This is a genomic window from Streptomyces sp. NPDC002088, from assembly GCF_040296605.1.
Taxonomy (GTDB): Bacteria; Actinomycetota; Actinomycetes; order Streptomycetales; family Streptomycetaceae; genus Streptomyces.
On record NZ_JBEOXO010000006.1, the window covers coordinates 134,487 to 158,855 of the forward strand.

Here is a 24,369-nt window from a genome sequence, read left to right on the forward strand (position 1 = left end):
GGGCGTCCGGCGGCCTCGGCATCGCCCACCGACTCGCCCCTTGCAAGGGGTCCTCGCGGTGGCCGCCGCCGTCATCGTCACCTGGGTGAGCCCCGGCAGGTAGCGGACATGCGGCGGCGCCTGCCCGTTCGTCCGGTCGGGGAGTGGGGGCAGGCGCCGTCTGGTGTTCCGTACGCCTTTGTACGGGACGTATTCAGGGGGAGGGACCGTCAGACCATCAGCGAACGGTCCGTCGGGCGGATCGGGGCCGGCAGGTCGCTCGCGCCCGTGAGGAAGCGGTCGACGCCCTTGGCCGCCGAGCGGCCCTCCGCGATCGCCCACACGATGAGGGACTGGCCGCGGCCGGCGTCACCGGCGACGAACACGCCCGGCACGTTCGTCTGGAACGCGGCGTCGCGGGCGATGTTGCCGCGCTCGTCGAGGTCCAGGCCGAACTGGTCGACGAGGCCGTTCTCGCGGTCCGTGCCCGTGAAGCCCATCGCCAGCGTCACCAGCTGGGCGGGGATCTTGCGCTCCGTGCCCGGCTTCTGGGTCAGCTTGCCGTCGACGAACTCGACCTCGGTGAGGTGCAGCCACTGGACGTTGCCGTCCTCGTCACCCTCGAAGTGGGTGGTCGAGACGGAGTAGACCCGCTCGCCGCCCTCCTCGTGCGCGGAGGTGACCTTGTACAGCATCGGGAAGGTCGGCCACGGCTGGGCGACCGGGTTCCGGTCGTCGTTCGGGCGGGGCATGATCTCCAGCTGCGTGACGGAGGCCGCGCCCTGGCGGTGGGCGGTGCCCACGCAGTCGGCGCCGGTGTCGCCACCGCCGATGACCACGACGTGCTTGCCCTCGGCGGAGACCGGCGGGGCCACGAAGTCGCCCTCCTGGACCTTGTTGGCCAGGGGCAGGTACTCCATCGCCTGGTAGACGCCCTTGAGCTCACGGCCGGGGACCGGGAGGTCACGGGCGGTCGTGGCACCGGCGGCGATGACGACCGCGTCGTACCGCTTGCGCAGGTCCGTCGCCTTGAGGTCGCGGCCGATCTCGACGCCCGTACGGAAGCGGGTGCCCTCCGCGCGCATCTGCTCGATACGGCGGTTGATGTGCCGCTTCTCCATCTTGAACTCGGGGATGCCGTAGCGGAGGAGGCCGCCGATGCGGTCGGCGCGCTCGTAGACGGCGACGGTGTGGCCCGCCCGGGTCAGCTGCTGGGCGGCGGCCAGGCCCGCCGGGCCCGAGCCGATGACCGCGACCGTCTTGCCGGACAGGCGCTCGGGCGCCTGCGGGGCGACGTCACCGCTGTCCCACGCCTTGTCGATGATCGAGACCTCGACGTTCTTGATGGTGACCGCCGGCTGGTTGATGCCGAGCACACACGCCGACTCGCAGGGAGCGGGGCACAGGCGGCCCGTGAACTCCGGGAAGTTGTTCGTGGCGTGCAGACGCTCGGAGGCGGCCTGCCAGTCCTCGCGGTAGGCGAAGTCGTTCCACTCGGGGATCAGGTTCCCCAGCGGACAGCCGTTGTGACAGAACGGGATGCCGCAGTCCATGCAGCGGCTGGCCTGCTTGCTGATGATCGGCAGCAGGGAGCCGGGGACGTAGACCTCGTTCCAGTCCTTCAGGCGCACGTCGACGGGACGGGACTTGGCGACCTCACGGCCGTGGTTGAGGAAGCCCTTCGGGTCAGCCATTGATCGCCGCCTCCATCATCTTCTCGGTGATCTCGGTCTCGGAGAGACCGGCTCGCTCGGCGGCGTCCTTGGCGGCGAGCACTGCCTTGTAGGCACTGGGGATGATCTTGCTGAAGCGCTCCACGGACGCGGGCCACTCGGCGAGCAGCTTCTCGGCGACCGTCGAACCGGTCTCCTCGGCGTGGCGGCGCACCACGTCGTGCAGCCACTGCTTGTCGCTGTCGTCGAGCTTCTCGACGGCGCTCACGTTGCCCACGTTGACGTTGTCGCGGTTCAGGTCGATCACGTACGCGATGCCGCCGGACATACCGGCCGCGAAGTTGCGGCCCGTCTCACCGAGGACCACCGCGCGGCCGCCGGTCATGTACTCGCAGCCGTGGTCGCCCACGCCCTCGGACACGACCGTCGCACCGGAGTTACGGACGCAGAACCGCTCTCCCGTACGACCGCGCAGGAACAGCTCGCCGCCAGTCGCGCCGTAGGCGATGGTGTTGCCCGCGATCGTCGAGTACTCGGCGAGGTGGTCGGCGCCCCGGTCGGGACGGACGATCACCCGGCCACCGGAGAGGCCCTTGCCGACGTAGTCGTTGGCGTCGCCCTCCAGGCGCAGCGTGACACCGCGCGGCAGGAAGGCGCCGAAGGACTGGCCCGCCGAGCCCGTGAAGGTGATGTCGATGGTGTCGTCGGGCAGGCCCGCGCCACCGAACTTCTTCGTCACCTCGTGGCCGAGCATGGTGCCGACCGTGCGGTTGATGTTGCGGATCGCGACCTGGGCGCGCACCGGCTGGGCGTCGGTCGCGGAGTTCGCGGCCAGCGCGTCGGCGGCGAGCTTGATCAGCTCGTTGTCGAGCGCCTTCTCCAGGCCGTGGTCCTGCTCGACGACCTGGTGCAGCGCCGCGCCCTCGGGCAGCTCGGGCACGTAGAAGAGCGGGGCCAGGTCCAGGCCCTGGGCCTTCCAGTGGTCGACGGCACGCGTGACGTCGAGCGTCTCGGCGTGGCCGACGGCCTCCTCGATGGAGCGGAAGCCCAGCTCGGCCAGGATCTCGCGGACCTCCTCGGCGATGAACCGGAAGAAGTTCACGACGTACTCGGCCTTGCCGGCGAACCGGTCGCGCAGCTCCGGGTTCTGCGTGGCGATGCCGACCGGGCAGGTGTCCAGGTGGCAGACGCGCATCATGACGCAGCCGGAGACGACGAGCGGAGCGGTCGCGAAACCGAACTCCTCGGCGCCGAGCAGCGCGGCGATGACGACGTCACGGCCGGTCTTCAGCTGGCCGTCGGTCTGCACGACGATGCGGTCGCGCAGGCCGTTCAGCAGCAGCGTCTGCTGGGTCTCGGCGAGGCCGAGCTCCCAGGGACCGCCGGCGTGCTTCAGCGACGTCAGCGGGGACGCGCCCGTGCCGCCGTCGTGGCCGGAGATGAGGACGACGTCCGCGTGCGCCTTGGACACACCCGCGGCGACCGTGCCGACGCCGACCTCCGAGACCAGCTTCACGTGAATCCGCGCCTGCGGGTTCGCGTTCTTCAGGTCGTGGATCAGCTGAGCCAGGTCCTCGATGGAGTAGATGTCGTGGTGCGGCGGCGGGGAGATGAGGCCGACGCCCGGGGTGCTGTGCCGGGTCTTGGCGACCCAGGGGTAGACCTTGTGGCCGGGCAGCTGGCCGCCCTCGCCGGGCTTGGCGCCCTGCGCCATCTTGATCTGGATGTCGTCGGCGTTGACCAGGTACTCGGACGTGACGCCGAAGCGGCCGGAGGCGACCTGCTTGATCGACGAACGGCGCGCCGGGTCGTACAGACGGTCGGCGTCCTCGCCGCCCTCACCGGTGTTGGACTTGCCGCCCAGCTGGTTCATGGCGATGGCGAGCGTCTCGTGCGCCTCCTTGGAGATGGAGCCGTACGACATGGCGCCCGTGGAGAAACGCTTGACGATCTCGCTGACCGGCTCGACCTCGTCGATGGAGATCGGCTGACGGTCGCTCTTGAAGCCGAACAGGCCACGGAGCGTCATGAGCCGCTCGGACTGCTCGTTCACCCGGCCGGTGTACTTCTTGAAGATGTCGTAGCGGGCGGTGCGCGTCGAGTGCTGGAGGCGGAAGACCGTCTCCGGGTCGAACAGGTGCGGTTCGCCCTCGCGGCGCCACTGGTACTCGCCGCCTATGTCCAGGGCGCGGTGGGCGGGCGCGATGCCGCTCGCCGGGTACGCCTTGGCGTGGCGGGCGGCGACCTCCTTGGCGATGACGTCGATGCCGACGCCGCCGATCTTGGTGGCGGTGCCGTTGAAGTACTTCTCGACGAACGCGGTGTCGAGACCGACGGCCTCGAAGACCTGGGCGCCGCGGTAGGAGGCGACGGTCGAGATGCCCATCTTGGACATGACCTTCAGGACGCCCTTGCCGAGGGCGTAGATCAGGTTGCGGATGGCCTGCTCGGGCTCGATGTCCGACAGGAACGTCCCCGCGCGGACCAGGTCCTCGACGGACTCCATCGCCAGGTACGGGTTCACCGCCGCGGCGCCGAAGCCGATGAGCAGGGCGACGTGGTGGACCTCGCGGACGTCACCGGCCTCGACCAGCAGACCCACCTGGGTGCGCTGCTTGGTGCGGATGAGGTGGTGGTGGACGGCCGCGGTGAGCAGCAGCGACGGGATCGGCGCGTGCTCGGCGTCGGAGTGGCGGTCGGAGAGGACGATCAGCCGGGCGCCGTTGTCGATGGCCGCGTCGGCCTCGGCGCAGATCTCGGCGATGCGCGCGGCGAGGGCGTCACCGCCGCCGTGCACCCGGTACAAGCCGGACAGGGTCGCGGCCTTGAAGCCCGGCATGTCGCCGTCGGCGTTGACGTGGATGAGCTTGGCCAGCTCGTCGTTGTCGATGACCGGGAACGGCAGGGTCACGGTCCGGCACGACGCGGCGCTCGGCTCGAGCAGGTTGCCCTGCGGGCCGAGGGAGGAGCGCAGCGAGGTGACGAGCTCCTCGCGGATCGCGTCCAGCGGCGGGTTGGTGACCTGCGCGAACAGCTGGGTGAAGTAGTCGAAGAGCAGTCGCGGACGCTCGGACAGCGCGGCGATCGGCGAGTCCGTGCCCATCGAACCGATCGGCTCGGCACCGGCCTTGGCCATCGGCGCGAGGATGACGCGCAGCTCCTCCTCGGTGTAACCGAAGGTCTGCTGGCGGCGGGTGACCGAGGCGTGGGTGTGGACGATGTGCTCGCGCTCGGGCAGGTCGCCCAGCTCGATCTCGCCGGCCTCCAGCCACTCCGCGTACGGCTTCTCGGCGGCGAGCTGGGCCTTGATCTCGTCGTCCTCGATGATGCGGTGCTCGGCGGTGTCGACGAGGAACATCTTGCCGGGCTGCAGGCGGCCCTTGCGGACCACCTTGGCGGGGTCGATGTCGAGCACGCCGACCTCGGAGCCGAGGACGACGAGGCCCTCGTCGGTCACCCAGTAGCGGCCGGGGCGCAGTCCGTTGCGGTCGAGTACGGCGCCGACCTGGGTGCCGTCGGTGAAGGTGACACAGGCCGGGCCGTCCCAGGGCTCCATCATCGTGGAGTGGAACTGGTAGAAGGCGCGCCGGTCCGGGTCCATGGAGTCGTGGTTCTCCCACGCCTCCGGGATCATCATCAGCACGGAGTGCGGGAGCGAGCGGCCGCCGAGGTGGAGCAGCTCGAGCACCTCGTCGAAGGACGCGGAGTCGGAGGCGTCCGGCGTGCACACCGGGAAGATCCGCTCCAGCTTCTCGTTGTCACCGAAGAGGCCGGAGGCCAGCTGGGACTCGCGGGCGACCATCCAGTTGCGGTTGCCCTTGACCGTGTTGATCTCGCCGTTGTGCGCGACGAAGCGGTAGGGGTGCGCGAGCGGCCAGCTCGGGAAGGTGTTGGTGGAGAACCGGGAGTGCACGAGCGCGATCGCGGAGGCGAAGCGGCGGTCGGACAGGTCCGGGAAGAACGGCTCCAGCTGGCCGGTGGTCAGCATGCCCTTGTAGACGATCGTCCGCGCGGACAGCGACGGGAAGTAGACGCCCGCCTCGCGCTCGGCGCGCTTGCGCAGCACGAACGCCGAGCGGTCCAGGGCGATGCCCTCGCTGGCGCCGTCGGTGACGAAGATCTGCCGGAAGGCCGGCATGGTCGAACGGGCGGTGGCGCCGAGCAGTTCGGGGGCGACCGGAACCTCACGCCAGCCGAGGACGGTAAGGCCCTCTTCGCCGGCGATCGTCTCGATACGTGAGACGGCGTCCTCGGTGCCGTCCTCCGGCAGGAAGGCGATACCGACGGCGTACGAGCCCGCTGCGGGGAGCTCGAAGTCGGCCACCTCGCGGAGGAAGGCGTCCGGAACCTGGGACAGAATGCCCGCTCCGTCGCCGGAGTCGGGCTCGGAGCCGGTGGCGCCGCGGTGCTCGAGGTTACGCAGAACCGTGAGCGCCTGCTCGACCAGCGCGTGGCTCGCCTCGCCGGTGAGGGTGGCCACGAAGCCGACGCCACAGGCGTCGCGCTCGTTGCGAGGGTCGTACATACCCTGTGCAGCAGGGCGAGCATCCATGAAGGACCAGTTCTGGCCATTCGTGGAGTGCTGGGACGGCTGGCGCGGCGTACGCATCGGCTCTCCCGTCGTCGTCAAGTGGCATATGCAGGTGCCGAGGGACGACGTTGGCCCTCTGCGTGTCGGTGCAAAATTTCGTGCAGGTTACATGATGGAGCGGTTCTCGTGAACCGGATACTCCGTTCCAACATGCGGACGCCATGGCCGCGGCGGGGGTACCGCGCACGATGGCGAAAAGTAGGTGGGGACCGAAGCGGACAGATCGGTGTCCGCTGACCCAAGGCGGGCGGAGAGAGCGTCGCCGCCCACCCCACCGGAGCACCGCAGGCTTCATTGCCCGCAGCGCTTACGGCTCATGCCCAGTGGTTAACCATTCGAAACCAGTGAGTAACGGTTACTTATGCGGCCCAACGCATAAGTCCCGTGCCAACTATCCTACGGCCGTTCCGAACAGACTGCCCAGGACGTACGTCACACCGGCCGCCGCGCCGCCCAGCGCGAGCTGCCTCAGGCCGCTGTACCACCAGGTCCGCGCGGTCACCCTGGCCACCACGGCACCGCAGGCGAAGAGCCCGACGAGGGCGAGCAGCACCGCCGGCCACAGCACGGTGGCACCGAGCAGATACGGCAGTACGGGCAGCAGTGCGCCCAGCGCGAAGGAGCCGAAGCTCGACACGGCGGCGACCAGCGGCGACGGCAGATCGCCGGGGTCGATGCCGAGTTCCTCGCGGGCGTGTATCTCCAGGGCCTGCTGGGGGTCGCTCGAGAGCTGCCGGGCCACTTCCCGGGCCAGCTCCGGCTCGACGCCCCGCGCCGCGTAGAGCGCCGCGAGCTCGGCCTGCTCGTCCTGCGGGTACTTCTTCAGTTCCCGCCGCTCCACGTCCAGTTCGGCCTCGACGAGCTCACGCTGCGAGGCCACGGAGGTGTACTCGCCGGCCGCCATGGAGAAGGCGCCGGCGGCGAGGCCCGCGAGCCCGGTCAGCACGATGGTGTGCTGACTCACGGCTCCACCCGCGACACCGGTCATCAGCGCCAGATTCGAGACCAGGCCATCCATCGCGCCGAACACCGCGGGGCGCAGCCAGCCGCCGTTCACATCCCGGTGCGTGTGGTTGTCGCGGTGCGCCTCGTGCAGCGGCGCCTCGGTGTCGATGATGGCCATATGGACCCCCAGGAAGCTTAGGCAAAGCTAATTTTGGATTGGTTCTACTCTTCGACAACACCGACATTACGTCGCGACATTCCTGCCCGCCAGCAAGGAAAGGCTGGGCTAACCTGCGCTTTTACCGTCGTACGCTCATCCGTGTAGAGCTGCGCACAGATGTCGACCGGGTGACGCTGAGGCTCCCGAGGCTCTGCCGAACCCCTCCGGTGGGACACATCCGCAAAGGGTTCCGCGCCCTGATCGGAGCCCCCGGAGGAGAGGCCCCGTATGGCATCGATCGCCTGCATTCCCTCGGTCCCGGCGCCCGGCAACGCCGCCGAACTCCGCGAGCGGGCCCGCGGCGCACTGCTGGGCCTGGCCGTCGGCGACGCGCTCGGCGCACCGGCCGAGAACATGAAACCGTCCGAGATCCGCGCCCGCTGGGGCCGCATCAAGGGCTACGTCGCCGAGAAGCCCGCCGGTACGGACGACACCGAGTACGCGATCTTCTCGGGCCTGCTGCTGGCCCGGCACGGCTCCGCGCTCACCCCGGCCCATGTGGAGGCGGCCTGGCACGAGTGGATCGCCGACCGGCACGAGGGCCCGTTCCGGGGCGCGGGATTCAGCGAGCGCGGCACGCTGGAGAACCTCCGCCGCGGCCTCGCCGCCCCCATCTCCGCCCAGCACCGCCACGCCTGGAGCGACGGCCTGGCCATGCGCGCGGCGCCCTTCGGGGTGTTCGCCGCGGGCCGGCCCGCCGAGGCCGCCCGGCTGGTGGCGATCGACGGCTCGGTCAGCCACGACGGCGAGGGCATCTACGGCGGCCAGGCGGTCGCGGCCGGGGTCGCCGCTGCCATGGCGGGCGCCCCGACGATCGCGGTCGTCGCCGCCGCCCTCGCCGTCGTCCCCGACGACTCCTGGACAGCCCGCTCCCTGCGCCGCGCCGTGGCCGTGGCCCACCGCGGCGAACGCGCGGTCCGCTCCGCCGTCGTCATCGGCGGCTACCCCTGGACCGACCTGGCCCCCGAGGCGGTGGCCCTCGCCTTCGGCGCGTACGCGGCGGCCGACGGCGAGTTCAGGGACGCCGTCCTGACCGCGGTGAACATGGGCCGCGACGCCGACACCACGGCCGCGGTGGCAGGCGCCCTGGCGGGCGCGACCCAAGGCGTGTCCGCCATCCCCGCGGAGTGGGGGGCGGCGATCGGCCCGGCCCGCGGCAGCTGCCTCCCCTCGATGGCCGGCCACCACATCCTGGACGTGGCGGAACTGCTGACGCCTGGGGAGGGCGGGAAGTGGGGGTCAGCGAGTCCGAGACCTGGAGAGGATCCCGTACGGCACAAGACGCGACCGACACCGCATCCCGCCGCGAGCAGGCTCACGCCAGGCGAGAGCAGACAGCGCAGCACCCGAGCCTCCGCACCGGGCGACGACCCCGCACGGCACAAGACGCGACCGACGCCGGCCCCGAGCACCCTCACACCAGCGGCGGCCCAGGGCACCCTCACACCGGCGGCGGCCCAGGGCACCCTCACACCGGCCGCGAACACCCCCACACCGGCGGCTACCCCGAGCACCCGTACGGCCCCGAGCACCCTCACACCGGCGGCGGCCCAGGGCACCCTCACACCGGCCCCGAGCACGCTCACACCTGCGGCGCCCCAGGGCACCCGTACGGCCCCGAGCGCCCTTACGCCGCCCCCGTACGCCCTCACACCAACGCCGGACTCGAGCACCCTCGCGCCCGCGCCGGGAGACGGCGACGCGGAGGCCCGGTCGTGACGCCGCCCGGCCCATGGGACGGCGGCGCCGATCCGAGAGCCACGCCCGCGCACACCGCCGCCGCGAGCACCGCACCGGCCGCAGCCGCCGTCCCCGCCCTCGACCCCCGCCCCCGCCGTATCGAGGGCCTCCTTCTCGGTCTCGCCGCCGGTGACGCCGCCGGCTGGCCCGCCGCCCGGCACCGGGCGGTCCGTATGCCGGAGTGGACCCGTCGGCTCACCCGCGAGCTGGACACCTTCGCGGAGCAGAACGCGACGACCACGCTCCCCGTCCCCATCGCCCTCAACCAGCCCCCGGAGCCGCTGCGCCTCGGCCCCTCCGACGACGCCGAGTGGGCGGTGTTCGCGGCCGAGGCCGTGCTGCGCGCCGGGGACGACAGCGTCCTCGGGGACCTCAGCCGGGAGCGCCGGACGCGGGCGGCGATCGACCTGACCTGGAACGCCGTGGCGAGCGAGGTCGCGGCCGCGGCCGAACGCGCCCCGGAGATCGAGTCGGCGGTCATCCCCCTGCGCGCCCGCATCTCCGTCCGGGCCGGTCTCGGCAACCTCGCCACCGGTCTGCGCCCGCCCGCCACGGGCCACGACAACCCGCACTACTTCGACGACGCGGCCTGCGTACGGGCCTGTGTGCTCGCCGTGGCCCACCCGGGCGACCCCCGACTCGCCGCCGAACTGGCCGAGTTCGACGCCCGCTACACCCAGGACGGCGACGGTGTGCACGGCGCCAGGGCGATGGCTGCCGCCCTCGCTCTGGCGCTCGCCGGCGCGGGGGTGGAGCCCTGCGTGACGGCCGCGCTGGCCGAACTCCCCGAGGCGACCGAGATCGGCCGCAACGCCCGTCACGCGCTGAAGCTCGCGCACGACGCCGAGAGCGCCTTCGCCCTGATCCCCCTGCTCGAACACCAGATCCTCGACCACGTCTACAGCTACGGCATCGCCGCCGCCGAGACGGTCCCGGTCGCCCTGGCCCTGGCCGTCGCGGCGCACGGCCGGATCTCGGAGACCGTCCCCGCGGCGGCCTGTCTGTCCCGGGTCGCGGACTCGGCCCCGGCCCTGGCGGGCGCCCTGACCGGCGCGCTGGGCGGCGGCGCGGCGATCCCCGCGTCCTGGCGCGACACCTGCCGCACCCTCTCCGGCTGTGTACTGCCCCGCCTCACCGGCACGGACCTGGTGGAACTCGCCGAACTCCTGGAAGCCGCACAACCGGCCCCACCAGGAGGATGATTCGGGGCATGACGCCCAAAGGAGAAGAAAACCACGCGGCGAGCCTCGACGAGCGGATCACCGGAGCCCTCGTCGGAGCCGCCGTCGGCGACGCCCTCGGCGGCCCCGTCGAGGGCTACTCCCCCGACCAGATCCTCGAACGCCACGGCGGCCGCGTCCACGGCGTCGTCGGCCCCTGGAACGGCGACGCCTGGCGCACCGCCCGCCCCATCGCCCCCTACCACAAGGGCGACGGCCACGTCACCGACGACACCTTGCTGACCCACGCGCTGATCCGGGTCTACGCCACGGTCCGCGACCACCTGGACGCGTACGCGATCGCCGAGCACCTGGTCCCGGACCTGATGACGAACCCACGGTGGATCCCGGAGCTGGAGGCGGAGGCGCTGCCGCTGCATCGGGTGTTCCTGGCGGAGAAGTGGCTGGTGGCGAGAGTCCACTACGGTCATGTCGACCCTCGCGAGGCCGGCGTCGGCAACATCGTCAACTGCGGCGCGGCGATGTACATGGCCCCGGTCGGCCTGGTCAACGCGGCCAACCCGGCGGCCGCGTACGCCGAGGCGCTGGACATCGCCGGCGCGCACCAGTCGTCGTACGGCCGTGAGGCGGCGGGCGTCTTCGCGGCGGCCGTGGCGGCGGCGTGCGCACCGGGAGCGACACCGGACTCGGTCGTCTCCGCCTGCCTCTCCCTGGCGAAGGACGGCACACGCGCGGCGATCGAGGCGGTCTGTGAGACGGCCGCCCGCCACCCGGACTTCGAGTCGGCGCTCGTCCCGCTGCGGGAGGCGGTGGCCCCGTTCGACACCGTGGGCCCCGACTACCGCTCCCCCTCCCTGGCCGCCCGCCGCCCGTCCCGTCTGCACGCGATCGAGGAACTCCCCGTCGCCCTGGGCATGTTGCTGCTCTCGGCCGGCGACTACCGGGGGTCGGTCCTCGGCTCGGTGAACTACGGCCGCGACTGCGACTCGATCGCGACGATGGCGGGCGCGCTGGCGGGGGCCCTGGGCGCACCGGTACCGGAGGACTGGTCGAAGACGGTCGCCGAGGCCAGCCGCCTGGACCTCTGGGAACCGGCCCGCACCCTCACCGAGGTGACCCGGGAGATCTTCCGACGGGACGTACACCGCCGCCGGGCCCACGAGGCGGCCTTCACCCAGATCGGAGGCCTGAGTTGCTCCGACTGACCTGGGTCCAGCCGGAGGACCTCCTCGGCCACGAACTCCACCAGGCTGCGCAGGACGGACGTGAGCCGTCGGCGATCGCGGCGCGATGGAGAGCGGCGGGCGGCCCGGAGGCACCCCTGCGGGCGGGGGCGTCACCTACTCCCGCGTCGCGCTATCTGCGGATGCTGGCGAAGGACCTGCTGGACGAACTGGCCGATCTGCCCGGCAAGTTGACAGAGGACGAGCCGACGGACCTCGGGAAGATCAAGGCCGGCTGCACAGCCTGGCCCGCACCCCGCCCCCGTCCAGCCCCCGACCCGGCCCGCCTGGAAGCCGCCTGGCTGGGCCGAGCCGCCGGCTGCCTCCTGGGCAAGCCAGTGGAAAAGCTCCCCCTCGAAGCCATCCGCCAACTGGCCCGATCCACCGGCAACTGGCCCCTCAACTCCTGGTTCACCGCGCGAGGCGTCCCAGCGGAACTCCTCCGCACCCACCCCTGGAACCGCCGCTCGGCACGCACCTCCCTCGCCGAGAACATCGACGGCATGCCCGAGGACGACGACCAGAACTACCCCCTCCTCAACCTCCTCCTGCTGCAACGCCATGGCAGAAGCTTCACCACGAACGACGTGGCCGCCCTCTGGCTGGACGAACTCCCCGCCGGCCGCACCTTCACCGCCGAACGCATCGCCTACCGCAACCTCCTCACCGGCATCGAACCCCCGCACACCGCCCGCCACCGCAACCCCTTCCGCGAATGGATCGGCGCCCTGATCCGCGCCGACGTCCACGGCTGGACCAATCCCGGCGACCCCGGTGCCGCCGCCGAGCAGGCCCACCGCGACGCCACCCTCACCCACACCGCCAACGGCGTGTACGCGGCGATGTTCACGGCGGCCGTCATCGCCGACGCCTCCGTCGGTACCGGTACGAGCAGGCCCGACATCCACCACTGCCTGCGTACGGGCCTGACGGTCGTCCCGCCCCGCTCCCGCCTCGCCCGAGCGGTCACCCACGCCATCCGACTGGCCCAATCCCACGACGACTTCGACACGGTCGTCGACGAGCTCCACGCCGTCCACTCCCCCACCCACCACTGGGTCCACGCCATCCCCAACACGGCCCTCATCGCCGCCGCCCTCACCCACGCGAACGGCGACTTCACCGGCTCCATCTGCCGTGCCGTCTCCGGCGGTTGGGACACCGACTCCAACGGCGCGACCGCCGGCAGCATCGCGGGCCTCCTCGCGGGCACGCCCGCCGCCCTCCCCGACCGCTGGACGACCCCCCTCAAGAACCGCCTCTCCACCTCCGTCGCCGACTTCGACGGCATCGGCTTCGACACCCTGGCCCACCTCACCCATGTGGAGGCTTCTCGCCCATGACCCACATCGTCGTGCTCGGCAGCACGAACATGGACCTCGTCGCCTACGTCGAGAAGGCCCCGCAGCGCGGGGAGACCGTGACGGGACGGGAGTTCCGTACGATCCCCGGCGGCAAGGGCGCCAACCAGGCGATCGCCGCCGCCCGGGCCGGCGCCACCGTCTCGATGATCGGCGCGGTCGGCAACGACGCCTTCGGCAGCCGCCTGCGCTCCACCCTGGAGCACTCGGGCGTCGACACCGACCTTCTGCGCACCACCGAGGGCCCCTCCGGCACCGCGCACATCGTCGTGGACGACGAGGGCGGCAACGCGATCGTCGTGGTCCCCGGCGCGAACGGCACCGTGGACCACCTCACCCCCGGCGACGAGGGCCTCATCGCCGCCGCCGACGCCCTGCTGCTCCAGCTGGAGATCCCGATGCCGGCGGTCGTCGCGGGAGCGCGCGCCGCCCGCGCCCACGGCATCCGTACGATCCTCACGCCCGCCCCCGCCCAGCCGCTCCCGCCCGAACTCCTCGCCGCCACCGATCTGTTGGTCCCCAACGAGCACGAGGCCACCGCCCTCACCGGCCGCACCGACCCGCGCGAGGCGGCCGCCGCCCTGCTCGACCAGGTGCCGGAGGTGGTCGTCACCCTGGGCGCGGGAGGCAGCCTGTACGCGGCCCGGGGCGCCGAACCGCTCACCGTCCCCGCGCCCCGGGTGACCGCCGTGGACTCGACCGGAGCGGGCGACACCTTCGTCGGCGCGCTCGCGGTGGCACTCGTCGAGGAGCGGCCCGTGCGGGAAGCACTGGCGTGGGCGGCCGCGGCGGCCGCGCTGTCCGTGCAGCGGGAAGGGGCGTCGGCGTCGATGCCGTACCGCTCCGAGATCGAGGCGCGGTACGGCTCATGACCGACGCCCCGCTGACCGGCTTGCGCGTCCTCGACCTCGCGACCCTCTTCGCCGGCCCCCTCGCCGCCACCATGCTCGGCGACTTCGGTGCGGAGGTCGTCAAGGTCGAGCACCCGACCAAGCCCGACCCGTCCCGGGGCCACGGTCCGTCGAAGGACGGCGTGGGACTGTGGTGGAAGCTGCTCGCCCGCAACAAGCGCACGATCACCCTCGACCTGTCGAAGCGAGGCGGCCGCGCGACCCTGCTGCGCCTCGCCGCCACCACCGACGTGATCATCGAGAACTTCCGCCCCGGAACGCTGGAGAAGTGGGACCTGGGCTGGGAGGAACTGTCCGCCGCCAACCCCCGCCTGATCCTCACCCGCGTCACCGGCTTCGGCCAGTTCGGCCCCTACGCGCACCGCCCCGGCTTCGGCACCCTCGCCGAGGCGATGAGCGGCTTCGCGGCGATCACCGGCGAACCGGACGCACCCCCGACGCTGCCCCCGTTCGGCCTGGCCGACTCGATCGCGGGCCTGGCCACGGCGTACGCCGTGATGACGGCGCTGGCCGCCCGGGACCGCACGGGTGAGGGGCAGGTCGTCGACATGGCGATCATCGAGCCGATCCTGACGGTCCTCGGTCCGCAGCCCCTCTGGTACGACCAGCTGGGCCACGTCCAGCCGCGCACCGGCAACCGCTCCCAGAACAACGCCCCGCGCGGCACCTACCGCACGGCGGACGGCTCCTGGGTCGCCGTGTCCACCTCCGCCCAGTCGATCGCCGAACGGCTGATGCGACTGGTCGGCCGCCCGGACCTGATCGACGAACCGTGGTTCGCCACGGGTGCCGACCGGGCCCGCCACGCCGACGTCCTCGACGAGGCGGTCGGCTCCTGGATCGCCGAGCGCTCCCGGGAGGAGGTCCTCCTGGCCTTCGACAAGGCGGAGGCGGCGGTCGCCCCGATCCAGGACGTGCGCGACGTGATGACGGACCCCCAGTACGCGGCCCTCGACACCATCACCACCGTCGACGACCCCGAACTGGGCCCCCTGCGCATGCAGAACGTCCTCTTCCGCCTCTCCTCGACCCCCGGCGCGATCCGCTGGGCCGGCCGTCCGCACGGCGCGGACACGGAGGCGGTCCTGACCGAGCTGGGCCTGACCCCGGCGCGCCTCGCGGCCCTGCGCGAGGAGGGCGCCGTATGACGGGGACCCCCCTCACCTGGCTGTACGTCCCCGGTGACCGCCCACAGGTGGTCGCCAAGGCCCTCGTCTGCGGCGCCGACGTCGTCGTGGTCGACCTGGAGGACGCGGTCGCCCCGGACCGCAAGGAGTACGCCCGCGCGGCCACCGCCGACCTCCTTCGCGAGCCGCAGCCGGTCCCCGTCCACGTCCGCGTCAACGCCTTGGACGGCCCGCTCGCGCCGGCCGACCTGCGAGCGGTGGCGGGCCTCCCTGGCCTGTCCGGGCTGCGGCTGCCGAAGGTGACCTCGCCCGAGCAGATCACCGGCATCGCGGAACGCACGGCCCTCGCCGACGGAGGGGCCACGCCCCTGCACGCCCTCCTGGAAACAGGCCTGGGCATCGAACACGCCTACGCGATCGCCCGCGCCCACTCGGCCCTGCGCGGCATCTCGCTCGGCGAGGCGGACCTACGGGCCGACCTGGGCGTACGGGGCGACGCGGGCCTCGACTGGTCCCGCGCCCGGGTGATCGTCGCCGCGCGGGCGGCGGGCCTGCCGCCCCCGGCCCAGTCGGTGCACCCGGACATCCGGGACCTGGACGGCCTGGCCGCGACCTGCGCCCACGGCCGCACCCTCGGTTTCCTGGGCCGCGCGGCCATCCACCCCCGCCAGCTCCCGGTCATCGAACGCGCCTACCTCCCCACCCACGAGGAGCTCGAACAGGCGGAGGCGGTGGTGAAGGCGGCGGCGACCGAACAGGGCGCGCAGGCGCTGCCGGACGGGACGTTCATCGACACGGCGGTGGTGGCGGCGGCCCAGCGGACGCTGTCGCTGGCCCACGGTCGCTGACCTCAGAACGCGCCGAGGGCGCCCGGGCTGCTTGTGTGTGCGGCCCGGGCGCCCTCGTCGTCGTACGGTCGGCCGTCAGCTCTTCTTGCCGGCCGACTCGGCCTCGTCCTTGATGTCCGCGACATCCGTGTCGGACTCCGTCGCGTCCTTGGCCTCGGGCTCCGTGTCGCCGTCGGTCCGGTCGCCGGAAGCCTCCGCCTCACCGTCGGCCTCGTCAGCCTTGTCGGCCGCGTCGGCCTCGTCGCCGGAAGTCTCTGCGTCCGCGCCGGGTTCGACGACCGCTTCCCTGCCGGGCCGCTTCTTCGACGACACCACGATGTACAGCACCGCGAGCAGGAACACGATCATCGCGGTCCAGTCGTTCAGGCGGAGCCCCAGGATGTGGTGGGCGTCGTCGACGCGCATGTACTCGATCCAGCCGCGGCCCACGCAGTACGCGGCGACGTACAGGGCGAACGCCCGGCCGTGGCCCAGCTTGAAGCGACGGTCGGCCCACATGACCAGGAAGGCGACGCCGATGCACCACAGGGACTCGTACAGGAACGTCGGGTGGTAGGTGCCCGGGACCCTGCCGTCGGTCGACGAGGTGATCTTCAGCGCCCACGGCAGGTCCGTGGCCCGCCCGTACAGCTCCTGGTTGAACCAGTTGCCCCAGCGGCCGATCGCCTGCGCGAGGGCGATGCCGGGGGCGATGGCGTCGGCGTAGGCGGGAAGCGGGATGCCGCGGCGACGGGCGCCGATCCACGCGCCCACCGCACCGAGCGCGATGGCGCCCCAGATGCCGAGGCCGCCCTCCCAGACCTTGAAGGCGTCCACCCAGTCGCGGCCCTCGCTGAAGTACAGCTCGTAGTCCGTGATCACGTGGTAGAGCCGGCCGCCGACGAGGCCGAAGGGCACGGCCCAGACCGCGATGTCGGCCACTGTGCCGGCCCGTCCGCCTCGGGCGATCCAGCGCTTGTTGCCGAGCCAGACGGCTACGAAGACGCCGATGATGATGCAGAACGCGTAGCCGCGCAGCGGAATGGGACCGAGGTGCAGCACCCCGCGCGACGGGCTGGGAATGTAGGCAAGTTCCATGGCAGGGTCGACGCTACCGTGCCGGGCCGGGCCCACGGCAGGCAGCCCGGCTACGGCTCCATAACAGGGAGGTGAGAATCACTCACCCCTTGGCCGCCTCCTGCACCATCCGCTTCAGCTTCGCGGGCGTCATCGTCCGGTCCTGGTAGATGTTCTTGCCGTCGAGCAACACGGTCGGCGTGCCGCCGAAGTTGCCGGCCTGGAAGGCCTTGTTGGACTTCACGACCCAACTGTTGTGTGTGCCGTCCTTGACGCAGGTGCGGAACGCGGGCGTGTCGAGGCCGTCGACCTTGCCCGCGAGCTCGATGAGCTTGCTGTTCTTGGCGAAGGCGTCGTCGGTTTCCTCGGGCTGGTTCTCGTACAGCACGTCGTGGTACGCGGTGAACTTGCCGGCGTCCTGGGCGCAGGCCGCGGCGTTGGCCGCGTTGCGGGAGCCGCTGCCGCCCAGGTTGTCGTCGATGAGCGTGGCCAGGTGGTACTCCACCCTCAGCTGGCCGGCGTCCGTCAGCTCGTGGATGGTCGGGCGGTACGCCGCCTCGAAGGCCTTGCAGGCCGGGCAGCGGAAGTCCTCCCAGATGGTGAGCGTCGACTTGGCGCTCTCCTTACCGACCGGGATGGCGAGACTGTCCTTGCCCTGCGCTCCCGAGGGCGCCGCGACCGGGCCCTCGTTGTCGCTGCCGCTGTCCTTGCCGGCGTTCGCGGCGACGACGCCGATCACCGCCGCCAGTCCCAGTACGCAGACGACACTCGCGCCGACGATCAGCGACCGCCGGCGTTTCTCCGCCGCCTTGTGCTTGTCACGCTCGGCTGCCAGCCGCTCGCGTGCGGTCCGTTTTCCCTCACGGTTCTTCTCGCTCACACCCGCAGAAACGAACCGGGGAGGCGCAGCGCGCCTCCCCGGTCCCAGGTCCACCCGTTCGAGTGACTCGTACGGAATGTCCCTTACGTCACACCTGTTCGCGCACGCCCTTCGCCAGGTCGCCCGCGAGCGCGCGGACGGCCTCGACGCCGGCCGCGTCGTCCGGAGCGTCCAGCATGCGCTTGACGAAGGCCGAGCCGACGATCACGCCGTCGGCGAAGCCGGCCACCTCGGCGGCCTGCCTGGCGTTGGAGACGCCGAGGCCGACACAGACCGGCAGGTCGGAGCCGGCGGCCCGGGTGCGCTGGACCAGGTCCCGGGCCTGCGTGCCCACCGACTCGCGGGTGCCGGTGACGCCCATCAGCGAGGCGGCGTAGACGAAGCCGCTGCCCGCCGCGGTGATCTCGGCGAGCCGCTCGTCCTTGCTGCTGGGCGCCACGACGAAGACCGTCGCGAGGCCGTGCTTCTCGGCGTGCTCCCTCCAGAGCGCCGCCTCCTGCACCGGCAGGTCGGGCAGGATGCACCCGGCGCCGCCCGCCTCGGCGAGCTCTGCGGTGAAGCGCTCGACGCCGTAGCGGTCGATCGGGTTCCAGTACGTCATCACGAGGACCGGCTTCCCGGTCGCCTCGTACGCCTCGCGCACCGTCCGCATCACGTCGGCGATCCTGACGCCGCCGCGCAGGGCGATGTCGTCGGCGGTCTGGATGACGGGACCGTCGAGGACCGGGTCGCTGTGCGGCAGGCCCACCTCGACGATGTCGGCGCCGCCGTCGAAGACGGCCTTGATCGCCTCGATGCCGCCGTCCACGGTCGGGAACCCGGCCGGAAGGTAGGCGATGAGGGCGGAGCGGCCCTCGGCCCGGGCGGCGGCGAGGGTGTCGGTCAGCAGTTGGATGTTGCCGCTCACTTGGCGTCCCCCTCGATCTCGGCGGCGTCCGCATCGGCGTCCGCGGCCACGCTGGCGTCGGTGTCGTACAGGCCGAAGTAGCGCGCGGCCGTGTCCATGTCCTTGTCGCCGCGGCCGGACAGGTTGATCACGATCAGCCCGTCCTTGCCCAGCTCCCTGCCGACCTCCAGGGCACCGGCGAGGGCGTGGGCGCTCTCGATGGCCGGAATGATGCCCTCGGTCCGCGACAGCAGACGCAGGGCCTGCATGGCCGCGTCGTCGGTGACCGCGCGGTACTCGGCGCGACCGCTGTCCTTGAGGTAGGAGTGCTCGGGGCCGATACCCGGGTAGTCCAGTCCGGCCGAGATCGAGTACGGCTCGGTGATCTGGCCCTCGTCGTCCTGGAGGACGTAGGACCGCGAACCGTGCAGGATGCCGGGCTCGCCCGCGGTCAGGGTCGCCGCGTGCTCGCCGGTCTCGACGCCGTGCCCGGCGGGCTCGCACCCGATGAGGCGGACGCCCGCGTCCGGGATGAAGGCGTGGAAGAGCCCGATGGCGTTGGAGCCGCCGCCCACGCAGGCGACGGCCGCGTCGGGCAGCCGGCCCGCGCGCTCCAGGAGCTGGCGCCGGGCCTCGACGCCGATGACCCGGTGGAAGTCGCGGACCATGGCCGGGAAGGGGTGGGGCCCGGCGACGGTCCCGAACAGGTAGTGGGTGTGGTCGACGTTGGCGACCCAGTCCCGGAAGGCCTCGTTGATGGCGTCCTTCAGGGTCCGGCTGCCGGACTTCACCGCGACGACCTCGGCACCGAGCATGCGCATACGGGCCACGTTGAGGGCCTGGCGCTCGGTGTCGATCTCGCCCATGTAGACGGTGCACTCGAGGCCGAACAGTGCACAGGCCGTCGCCGTCGCGACGCCGTGCTGGCCTGCGCCGGTCTCGGCGATGACCCGGGTCTTGCCCATGCGCTTGGTGAGCAGGGCCTGGCCGAGCACGTTGTTGATCTTGTGGGAGCCGGTGTGGTTCAGGTCCTCGCGCTTGAGGAACACCCGGGCGCCACCGGCGTGTTCGGCGAACCGGGGCACCTCGGTGAGGGCGCTGGGCCGGCCGGTGTAGTTGACGAGCAGGTCGTCGAGCTCGCGCGCGAACTCGGGATCGGCCTTCGCCTTGTCGTACTCGACGGCGACCTCGTCCACGGCAGCGACGAGCGCCTCCGGGATGAACTTGCCGCCGAACGCGCCGAAGTAGCCCTCGGCGCTGGGAACCTGACCCGCCGGGTCGGGAATGAAGAACTCGCTGGGCATGCGGAAACCTCACGGTGAGTGTGTGGACAGACACTGATCGCCGTGGGGGCGGGGCTTTGTCAGCCGGCTGCGGGCCGACTGTGGTTGGTCGCGCCGACGCGGCGGAGCCGCGTGTTCGGGCACTGCCCCGTACCCCCGAAGGGGCGCTGCCATCGACGTCCGTTTACCTGCCCGGGCTCGTCACCGATGACATAGCGGACCCGGCGGCCGTGCACCCGGCGTGCGGGCGCGCGGCAGCCACGCGGGCGGCAGCCGCGCGCGAGGCGGGCGTACCGGTCCACGGTCGTCATGGTGATCGTGAGCGTCATCGGGGTCACTCTACCGAAGTACGGCCGTTCGGGTGACGATCACATCACTCTCGCCCGTGCCGCAGCGCCGGGTGCTCGCCCGCCGCCACCAGATCGGAGACCGCGGCCTTCGGGTCACGGCCGGTGACGAGGGACTCGCCGACCAGGACCGCGTCGGCGCCCGCGTTGGCGTACGCGATGAGGTCGTGCGGCCCGCGGACGCCGGACTCGGCGACCTTGACGATGTGGGCCGGGAGCTCGGGGGCGACGCGCTCGAACGTCGTGCGGTCGACCTCCAGCGTCTTCAGGTTGCGCGCGTTGATGCCGATGATCTTCGCGCCCGCGTCCAGCGCCCGCTCGGCCTCCTCCTCGTCGTGCACCTCGACCAGGGGCGTGAGCCCGATGGACTCGGCGCGCTCGATGAGGGACTCCAGGGCCGGCTGCTCAAGGGCCGCGACGATGAGCAGGGCGAGGTCGGCGCCGTACGCCCGCGCCTCCCACAGCTGGTACGCCGTGACGATGAAGTCCTTGCGCAGCACGGGGATGTCCACGCGCGCGCGGACCGCTTCCAGGTCCGCCAGTGAGCCGCCGAAGCGGCGCTGTTCGGTCAGCACGGAGATGACGGCCGCGCCGCCCGCCTCGTAGTCCGCGGCGAGGGCCGCCGGGTCGGCGATCGCGGCCAGCGCGCCCTTGGAGGGGCTGGAGCGCTTGACCTCGCAGATCACCTTGACGCCTTCGCCACGCAGCGCGGCCACGCCGTCCTTCGCGGGACGCGCCTTGGCCGCGCGCTCCTTGAGCTCGTCGAGGCTGACGCGCGCCTGCCGCTCCGCGAGGTCGGCACGGACTCCGTCGATGATCTCGTCGAGCACACTCACGCGAGCGGCCCCCTTCCAGACGGTTGACACGGTCACTGCGATGGTATCCGGAGGAAGGCGTAGGCCTCACATCCGGTTGACGCCGGTCCCACTACCTGGACATTCACCGACTCGTCACGGATGCAGCCCGCCGCCGAACGGCAGGTTCCGGACCACGGTGAAAACCAGCAGCAACACGCCCAGCGTCCACAGGTGCGCCGTCCCGAGGTCGATCCGCAGCGGTCGTCCGCGCGCCGCACGGACCACCCAGACGGTCCACACCACGGCGAAACCCAGATAGCCGAGCACGGCCGCCGCGTTGTCCTGCAGCGCCGCCAGGAAGTCGCCGTGGACGAAGGCGTGGGCGCTGCGCAGGCCGCCGCAGCCGGGGCAGTAGACGCCGGTGTAGCGCAGGAGCGGGCAGACGGGGTAGTGGCCGGGCTCGTTGGGATCCACCGCACCGACGTAGGCGAAGGCGCCCACGACGGCCGCGAGGACTCCGGCGGGCACGGCCAGCCGGCCCGCGACGATCCCCGTACGGGCGCTCCGCATCCCCTGGCTGTCGGCGTTCACGCCTCGCATTCTGCCCGGTGCGGGCCGTGAACGCGCGTGAGGGGCGGACCCGCGCCCATCGGCGCCGGATCCGCCCCCTACGTCGTACGCAGTGGTGCGGCGCTCAGCCTTCGACGCCCGCCGGCTGGCGGGTCGCGGCCGGGGCGGACTGCACCGCGACGGGGGCCGCCTTCGGCTGGCCCAGGCCCATGGCTCGCATGGCGGCGCCGACGACACCGCCGAGGGCGATGATCACCATGCCGGCCCAGAAGCCCAGCGGCTGTGCCATCACCATGAAGGCGCCCGCGACGCAGAAACCGATGAAGGCGATGATGACACCGGTCCAGGCGGCCGGGGTGTGACCGTGGCTGCTGCCCGCCATGACTTGCTCCTCGTTGCTGTGTACGTGTCGTGCGTGTCTGAGCCGGACGCTCATCGTCCATTGTCCCGTACGCGCGCTCTTACCGTGAGCGGGGGTGGCTCCCATCCGCGTCTGATTCACCACATCGGGACCGACGACCCGGGCCGAAAGTCCCTGCCTGCCGCCGGTCCGGCGGCCTGCTCACGCGGGATCGGGGCCCGTCGGGTCCTCTCCCCGGTCCAGGGCCTTCCAGATGTCCTCGGGCCGGTCGGGGTCGACGGCCGGGGCGGCGCGGCGCGGCTGGGGTGTTCCGTTGCGCTCGTAGCGGCCGGACATCGCGGGCCACCGCCCGCCGTAGCGCAGGGCCAGCAGACCGGCGAGGAGGATCAGGGCGCCGCCCGCGGCCGCGACGTACGGCCAGGCGGTGTGGCTGAGGGCGGCCACGGCGGCCGAGGTGTCGCCGGAGGCCTGTGCGGCCTTCTCGTCGAGTGCGGAGCCGTCGGAGGCGCCGAGCAGGGCCGCGGCGACGATGCCGGCGCCGGAGAGCGCGAGCAGCGCGGAGACCAGCAGGCGGCCGGCCTTGCGGACGGCGAAGACGGCGACGAGCGCGGCGAGGCCCACTATCGCCAGGGCCGCGGGGACGCCGGTGACGTCGCTGCCCTTGACGGTCAGGGGGAAGTCGCCGCCGGCGACCGTCGCGGTGCCTTCCGACCAGCGCTGCCGGGTGGCCAGCAGGGCCACGGCGGCACCGAGCGCCCCGCTCAGCAGGGCGACGGCGAGGCTCCGGCGGCTGGACCGGGCGGAAGCGGCGGCTTCGGGACGGGGGTGAGGAACAGCAGTCACGTACACCACTATCGCCTGAACCCCGGGCGAACCGTCACCCGGGGCCGACGTGAGACGCGCCCTACCGGCCCAGCCGGTTCGCCGTGTGCACCGCGCGCAGCACCGCCGCCGCCTTGTTGCGGCACTCGGTGTCCTCGGCGACCGGGTCGGAGTCGGCGACGATGCCGGCGCCGGCCTGGACGTAGGCGGTGCCGTCGCGGAGCAGGGCCGTCCGGATGGCGATGGCGGTGTCGGAGTCGCCCGCGAAGTCGAGGTAGCCGACGCAGCCGCCGTACAACCCCCGCCTGGACGGCTCGAGTTCGTCGATGATCTGCATCGCGCGCGGTTTGGGCGCGCCGGACAGGGTGCCCGCCGGGAAGCAGGCGGTCAGGACGTCGAAGGCGGTGCGGCCCGCCGCCACCTGCCCGGTGACCGTCGAGACGATGTGCATCACGTGGGAGTACCGCTCGACGGACATGAAGTCGACGACCTCGACCGAGCCGGGCTCGCAGACGCGCCCCAGGTCGTTGCGTCCGAGGTCGACGAGCATCAGGTGCTCGGCGCGCTCCTTGGGGTCGGCGAGCAGTTCGTCGGCGAGGGCCTGGTCCTCCTGCGGGGTCGCCCCGCGGTGCCGGGTGCCGGCGATGGGGTGGACCATGGCCCGCCCGTCCTCGACCTTGACCAGGGCCTCGGGGGACGAGCCGACGACGTCGAACCCGTCGAAGCGGAACAGGTACATGTACGGGGAGGGGTTGGTGGCCCGCAGCACCCGGTAGACGTCCAACGCGCTGGCCGTGCATGGCGTTTCGAAGCGCTGCGACGGTACGACCTGGAAGGCCTCGCCGGCGCGGATGCGCTCCTTGATGTCCTCGACGGCCCGCTGGAAGTCCTCGCCGCCCCACAGGGCGCTGTACTCGGGGAGTTCGGACGGCGGGAGCACGGCGGGCGGCTGGACGACCGCGCGGGAGAGGTCCGCCTCCATGGCGTCCAGGCGGGCCACGGCGTCGGCGTAGGCGTCATCGACGCCGGTGTCGAGGTCGTTGTGGTTGATCGCGTTGGCGATCAGCAGGACGGAGCCCTCCCAGTGGTCCATGACGGCGAGGTCGCTGGTGAGGAGCATGGTCAGCTCGGGGAGGTTCAGGTCGTCCCGCTCACCGGGGCCGATCTTCTCCAGGCGGCGGACGATGTCGTAGCCGAGATAGCCGACCATGCCGCCGGTGAAGGGCGGCAGGCCCTCCTGGTGGGGGGTATGCAGGGCCTCGATGGTGGCGCGCAGCGCGGCCAGCGGGTCGCCGTCGACGGGGACGCCGACGGGCGGAGTGCCGAGCCAGTGGGCCTGGCCGTCGCGCGCGGTGAGGGTGGCGGCGCTGCGGACGCCGACGAAGGAGTAGCGGGACCAGGACCGTCCGTTCTCCGCGGACTCCAGCAGGAAGGTGCCGGGACGCTCGGCGGCGAGCTTGCGGTAGAGCGCGACCGGGGTGTCGCCGTCGGCGAGGAGCTTGCGGGTGACCGGAATGACGCGGCGGTCGGTGGCCAGCTTGCGAAACGTCTCGAGGTCCATGGCGGCA

The 24,369-nt window shown here is 72.1% G+C and carries 19 protein-coding genes and 1 pseudogene; 7 read left to right on the top strand and 13 right to left on the bottom strand.

From position 1 onward, the window contains the following. Window positions 1–209: 209 nt before the first annotated feature. From ABT114_RS14980 to ABT114_RS14990, 3 genes are all read right to left on the bottom strand, one after another. Entirely contained in the window at window positions 210–1,673 is a 1,464-nt protein-coding gene (locus ABT114_RS14980) for a glutamate synthase subunit beta (RefSeq protein WP_351142449.1), read from the bottom strand. Next, window positions 1,666–6,261, bottom strand: a complete 4,596-nt coding sequence (gene gltB / locus ABT114_RS14985) for a glutamate synthase large subunit (protein ID WP_351142451.1) — start codon at window positions 6,259–6,261, stop codon at window positions 1,666–1,668. The genes ABT114_RS14980 and gltB overlap by 8 nt, the downstream gene beginning before the upstream one ends. A 373-nt stretch (window positions 6,262–6,634) precedes the next feature. Beyond that, window positions 6,635–7,366 carry a VIT1/CCC1 transporter family protein gene (locus ABT114_RS14990; RefSeq protein ID WP_351142453.1) on the bottom strand — a complete coding sequence of 244 codons (732 nt, stop codon included), beginning with the start codon at window positions 7,364–7,366 and terminating at the stop codon, window positions 6,635–6,637. Between the two features lie 270 nt (window positions 7,367–7,636). Between ABT114_RS14990 and ABT114_RS14995 the strand changes: the two are divergent. The 7 genes and pseudogenes from ABT114_RS14995 to ABT114_RS15025 all read left to right on the top strand — a co-directional run. Next, window positions 7,637–8,662: pseudogene (locus tag ABT114_RS14995) on the top strand (ADP-ribosylglycohydrolase family protein); the annotation flags it as partial. A gap of 584 nt (window positions 8,663–9,246) precedes the next feature. Next, complete coding sequence (locus ABT114_RS15000; RefSeq protein WP_502988332.1) at window positions 9,247–10,350, top strand: ADP-ribosylglycohydrolase family protein; 1,104 nt, start codon at window positions 9,247–9,249, stop codon at window positions 10,348–10,350. A gap of 8 nt (window positions 10,351–10,358) precedes the next feature. Beyond that, window positions 10,359–11,534: an ADP-ribosylglycohydrolase family protein gene (locus ABT114_RS15005; RefSeq protein WP_351142457.1), complete on the top strand. Its 1,176-nt coding sequence runs from the start codon at window positions 10,359–10,361 to the stop codon at window positions 11,532–11,534. Further along, window positions 11,522–12,895 carry an ADP-ribosylglycohydrolase family protein gene (locus tag ABT114_RS15010; protein ID WP_351142459.1) on the top strand — a complete coding sequence of 458 codons (1,374 nt, stop codon included), beginning with the start codon at window positions 11,522–11,524 and terminating at the stop codon, window positions 12,893–12,895. The genes ABT114_RS15005 and ABT114_RS15010 overlap by 13 nt, the downstream gene beginning before the upstream one ends. Next, window positions 12,892–13,785, top strand: coding sequence for a ribokinase (rbsK, locus tag ABT114_RS15015; protein WP_351142461.1), 894 nt, complete (start codon window positions 12,892–12,894; stop codon window positions 13,783–13,785). Before ABT114_RS15010 ends, rbsK begins: the two co-directional genes overlap by 4 nt. Beyond that, entirely contained in the window at window positions 13,782–14,972 is a 1,191-nt protein-coding gene (locus ABT114_RS15020) for a CaiB/BaiF CoA transferase family protein (protein ID WP_351142463.1), read from the top strand. The genes rbsK and ABT114_RS15020 overlap by 4 nt, the downstream gene beginning before the upstream one ends. Then, on the top strand, window positions 14,969–15,799 hold the full coding sequence (locus ABT114_RS15025) for an HpcH/HpaI aldolase/citrate lyase family protein (RefSeq protein ID WP_351142465.1): 831 nt from the start codon (window positions 14,969–14,971) through the stop codon (window positions 15,797–15,799). Before ABT114_RS15020 ends, ABT114_RS15025 begins: the two co-directional genes overlap by 4 nt. A gap of 75 nt (window positions 15,800–15,874) precedes the next feature. Here ABT114_RS15025 and lgt read toward each other — a convergent pair whose 3' ends face one another. The 10 genes from lgt to ABT114_RS15075 form a co-directional block, all read right to left on the bottom strand. Then, complete coding sequence (gene lgt, locus ABT114_RS15030; RefSeq protein WP_351142467.1) at window positions 15,875–16,876, bottom strand: prolipoprotein diacylglyceryl transferase; 1,002 nt, start codon at window positions 16,874–16,876, stop codon at window positions 15,875–15,877. Between the two features lie 82 nt (window positions 16,877–16,958). Beyond that, window positions 16,959–17,735, bottom strand: a complete 777-nt coding sequence (locus tag ABT114_RS15035; RefSeq protein ID WP_351142469.1) for a DsbA family protein — start codon at window positions 17,733–17,735, stop codon at window positions 16,959–16,961. A gap of 88 nt (window positions 17,736–17,823) precedes the next feature. Beyond that, complete coding sequence (trpA, locus tag ABT114_RS15040; protein WP_351142471.1) at window positions 17,824–18,642, bottom strand: tryptophan synthase subunit alpha; 819 nt, start codon at window positions 18,640–18,642, stop codon at window positions 17,824–17,826. Beyond that, on the bottom strand, window positions 18,639–19,925 hold the full coding sequence (trpB, locus tag ABT114_RS15045) for a tryptophan synthase subunit beta (RefSeq protein WP_351142473.1): 1,287 nt from the start codon (window positions 19,923–19,925) through the stop codon (window positions 18,639–18,641). Before trpB ends, trpA begins: the two co-directional genes overlap by 4 nt. Window positions 19,926–19,984: 59 nt before the next feature. Further along, window positions 19,985–20,233, bottom strand: a complete 249-nt coding sequence (gene trpM / locus ABT114_RS15050) for a tryptophan biosynthesis modulator TrpM (RefSeq protein WP_351142475.1) — start codon at window positions 20,231–20,233, stop codon at window positions 19,985–19,987. 44 nt (window positions 20,234–20,277) lie between these two features. Beyond that, complete coding sequence (trpC, locus tag ABT114_RS15055; protein ID WP_351142477.1) at window positions 20,278–21,087, bottom strand: indole-3-glycerol phosphate synthase TrpC; 810 nt, start codon at window positions 21,085–21,087, stop codon at window positions 20,278–20,280. 114 nt (window positions 21,088–21,201) lie between these two features. Further along, complete coding sequence (locus tag ABT114_RS15060) at window positions 21,202–21,648, bottom strand: DUF2752 domain-containing protein (protein WP_351142479.1); 447 nt, start codon at window positions 21,646–21,648, stop codon at window positions 21,202–21,204. Window positions 21,649–21,742: 94 nt separating this feature from the next. Continuing rightward, window positions 21,743–22,000 carry an HGxxPAAW family protein gene (locus tag ABT114_RS15065; RefSeq protein WP_351142480.1) on the bottom strand — a complete coding sequence of 86 codons (258 nt, stop codon included), beginning with the start codon at window positions 21,998–22,000 and terminating at the stop codon, window positions 21,743–21,745. Window positions 22,001–22,180: 180 nt separating this feature from the next. Continuing rightward, window positions 22,181–22,831: a TIGR02234 family membrane protein gene (locus ABT114_RS15070; protein WP_351142481.1), complete on the bottom strand. Its 651-nt coding sequence runs from the start codon at window positions 22,829–22,831 to the stop codon at window positions 22,181–22,183. 52 nt (window positions 22,832–22,883) lie between these two features. Further along, entirely contained in the window at window positions 22,884–24,362 is a 1,479-nt protein-coding gene (locus ABT114_RS15075; protein WP_351142483.1) for an anthranilate synthase component I, read from the bottom strand. Window positions 24,363–24,369 lie beyond the last annotated feature (7 nt).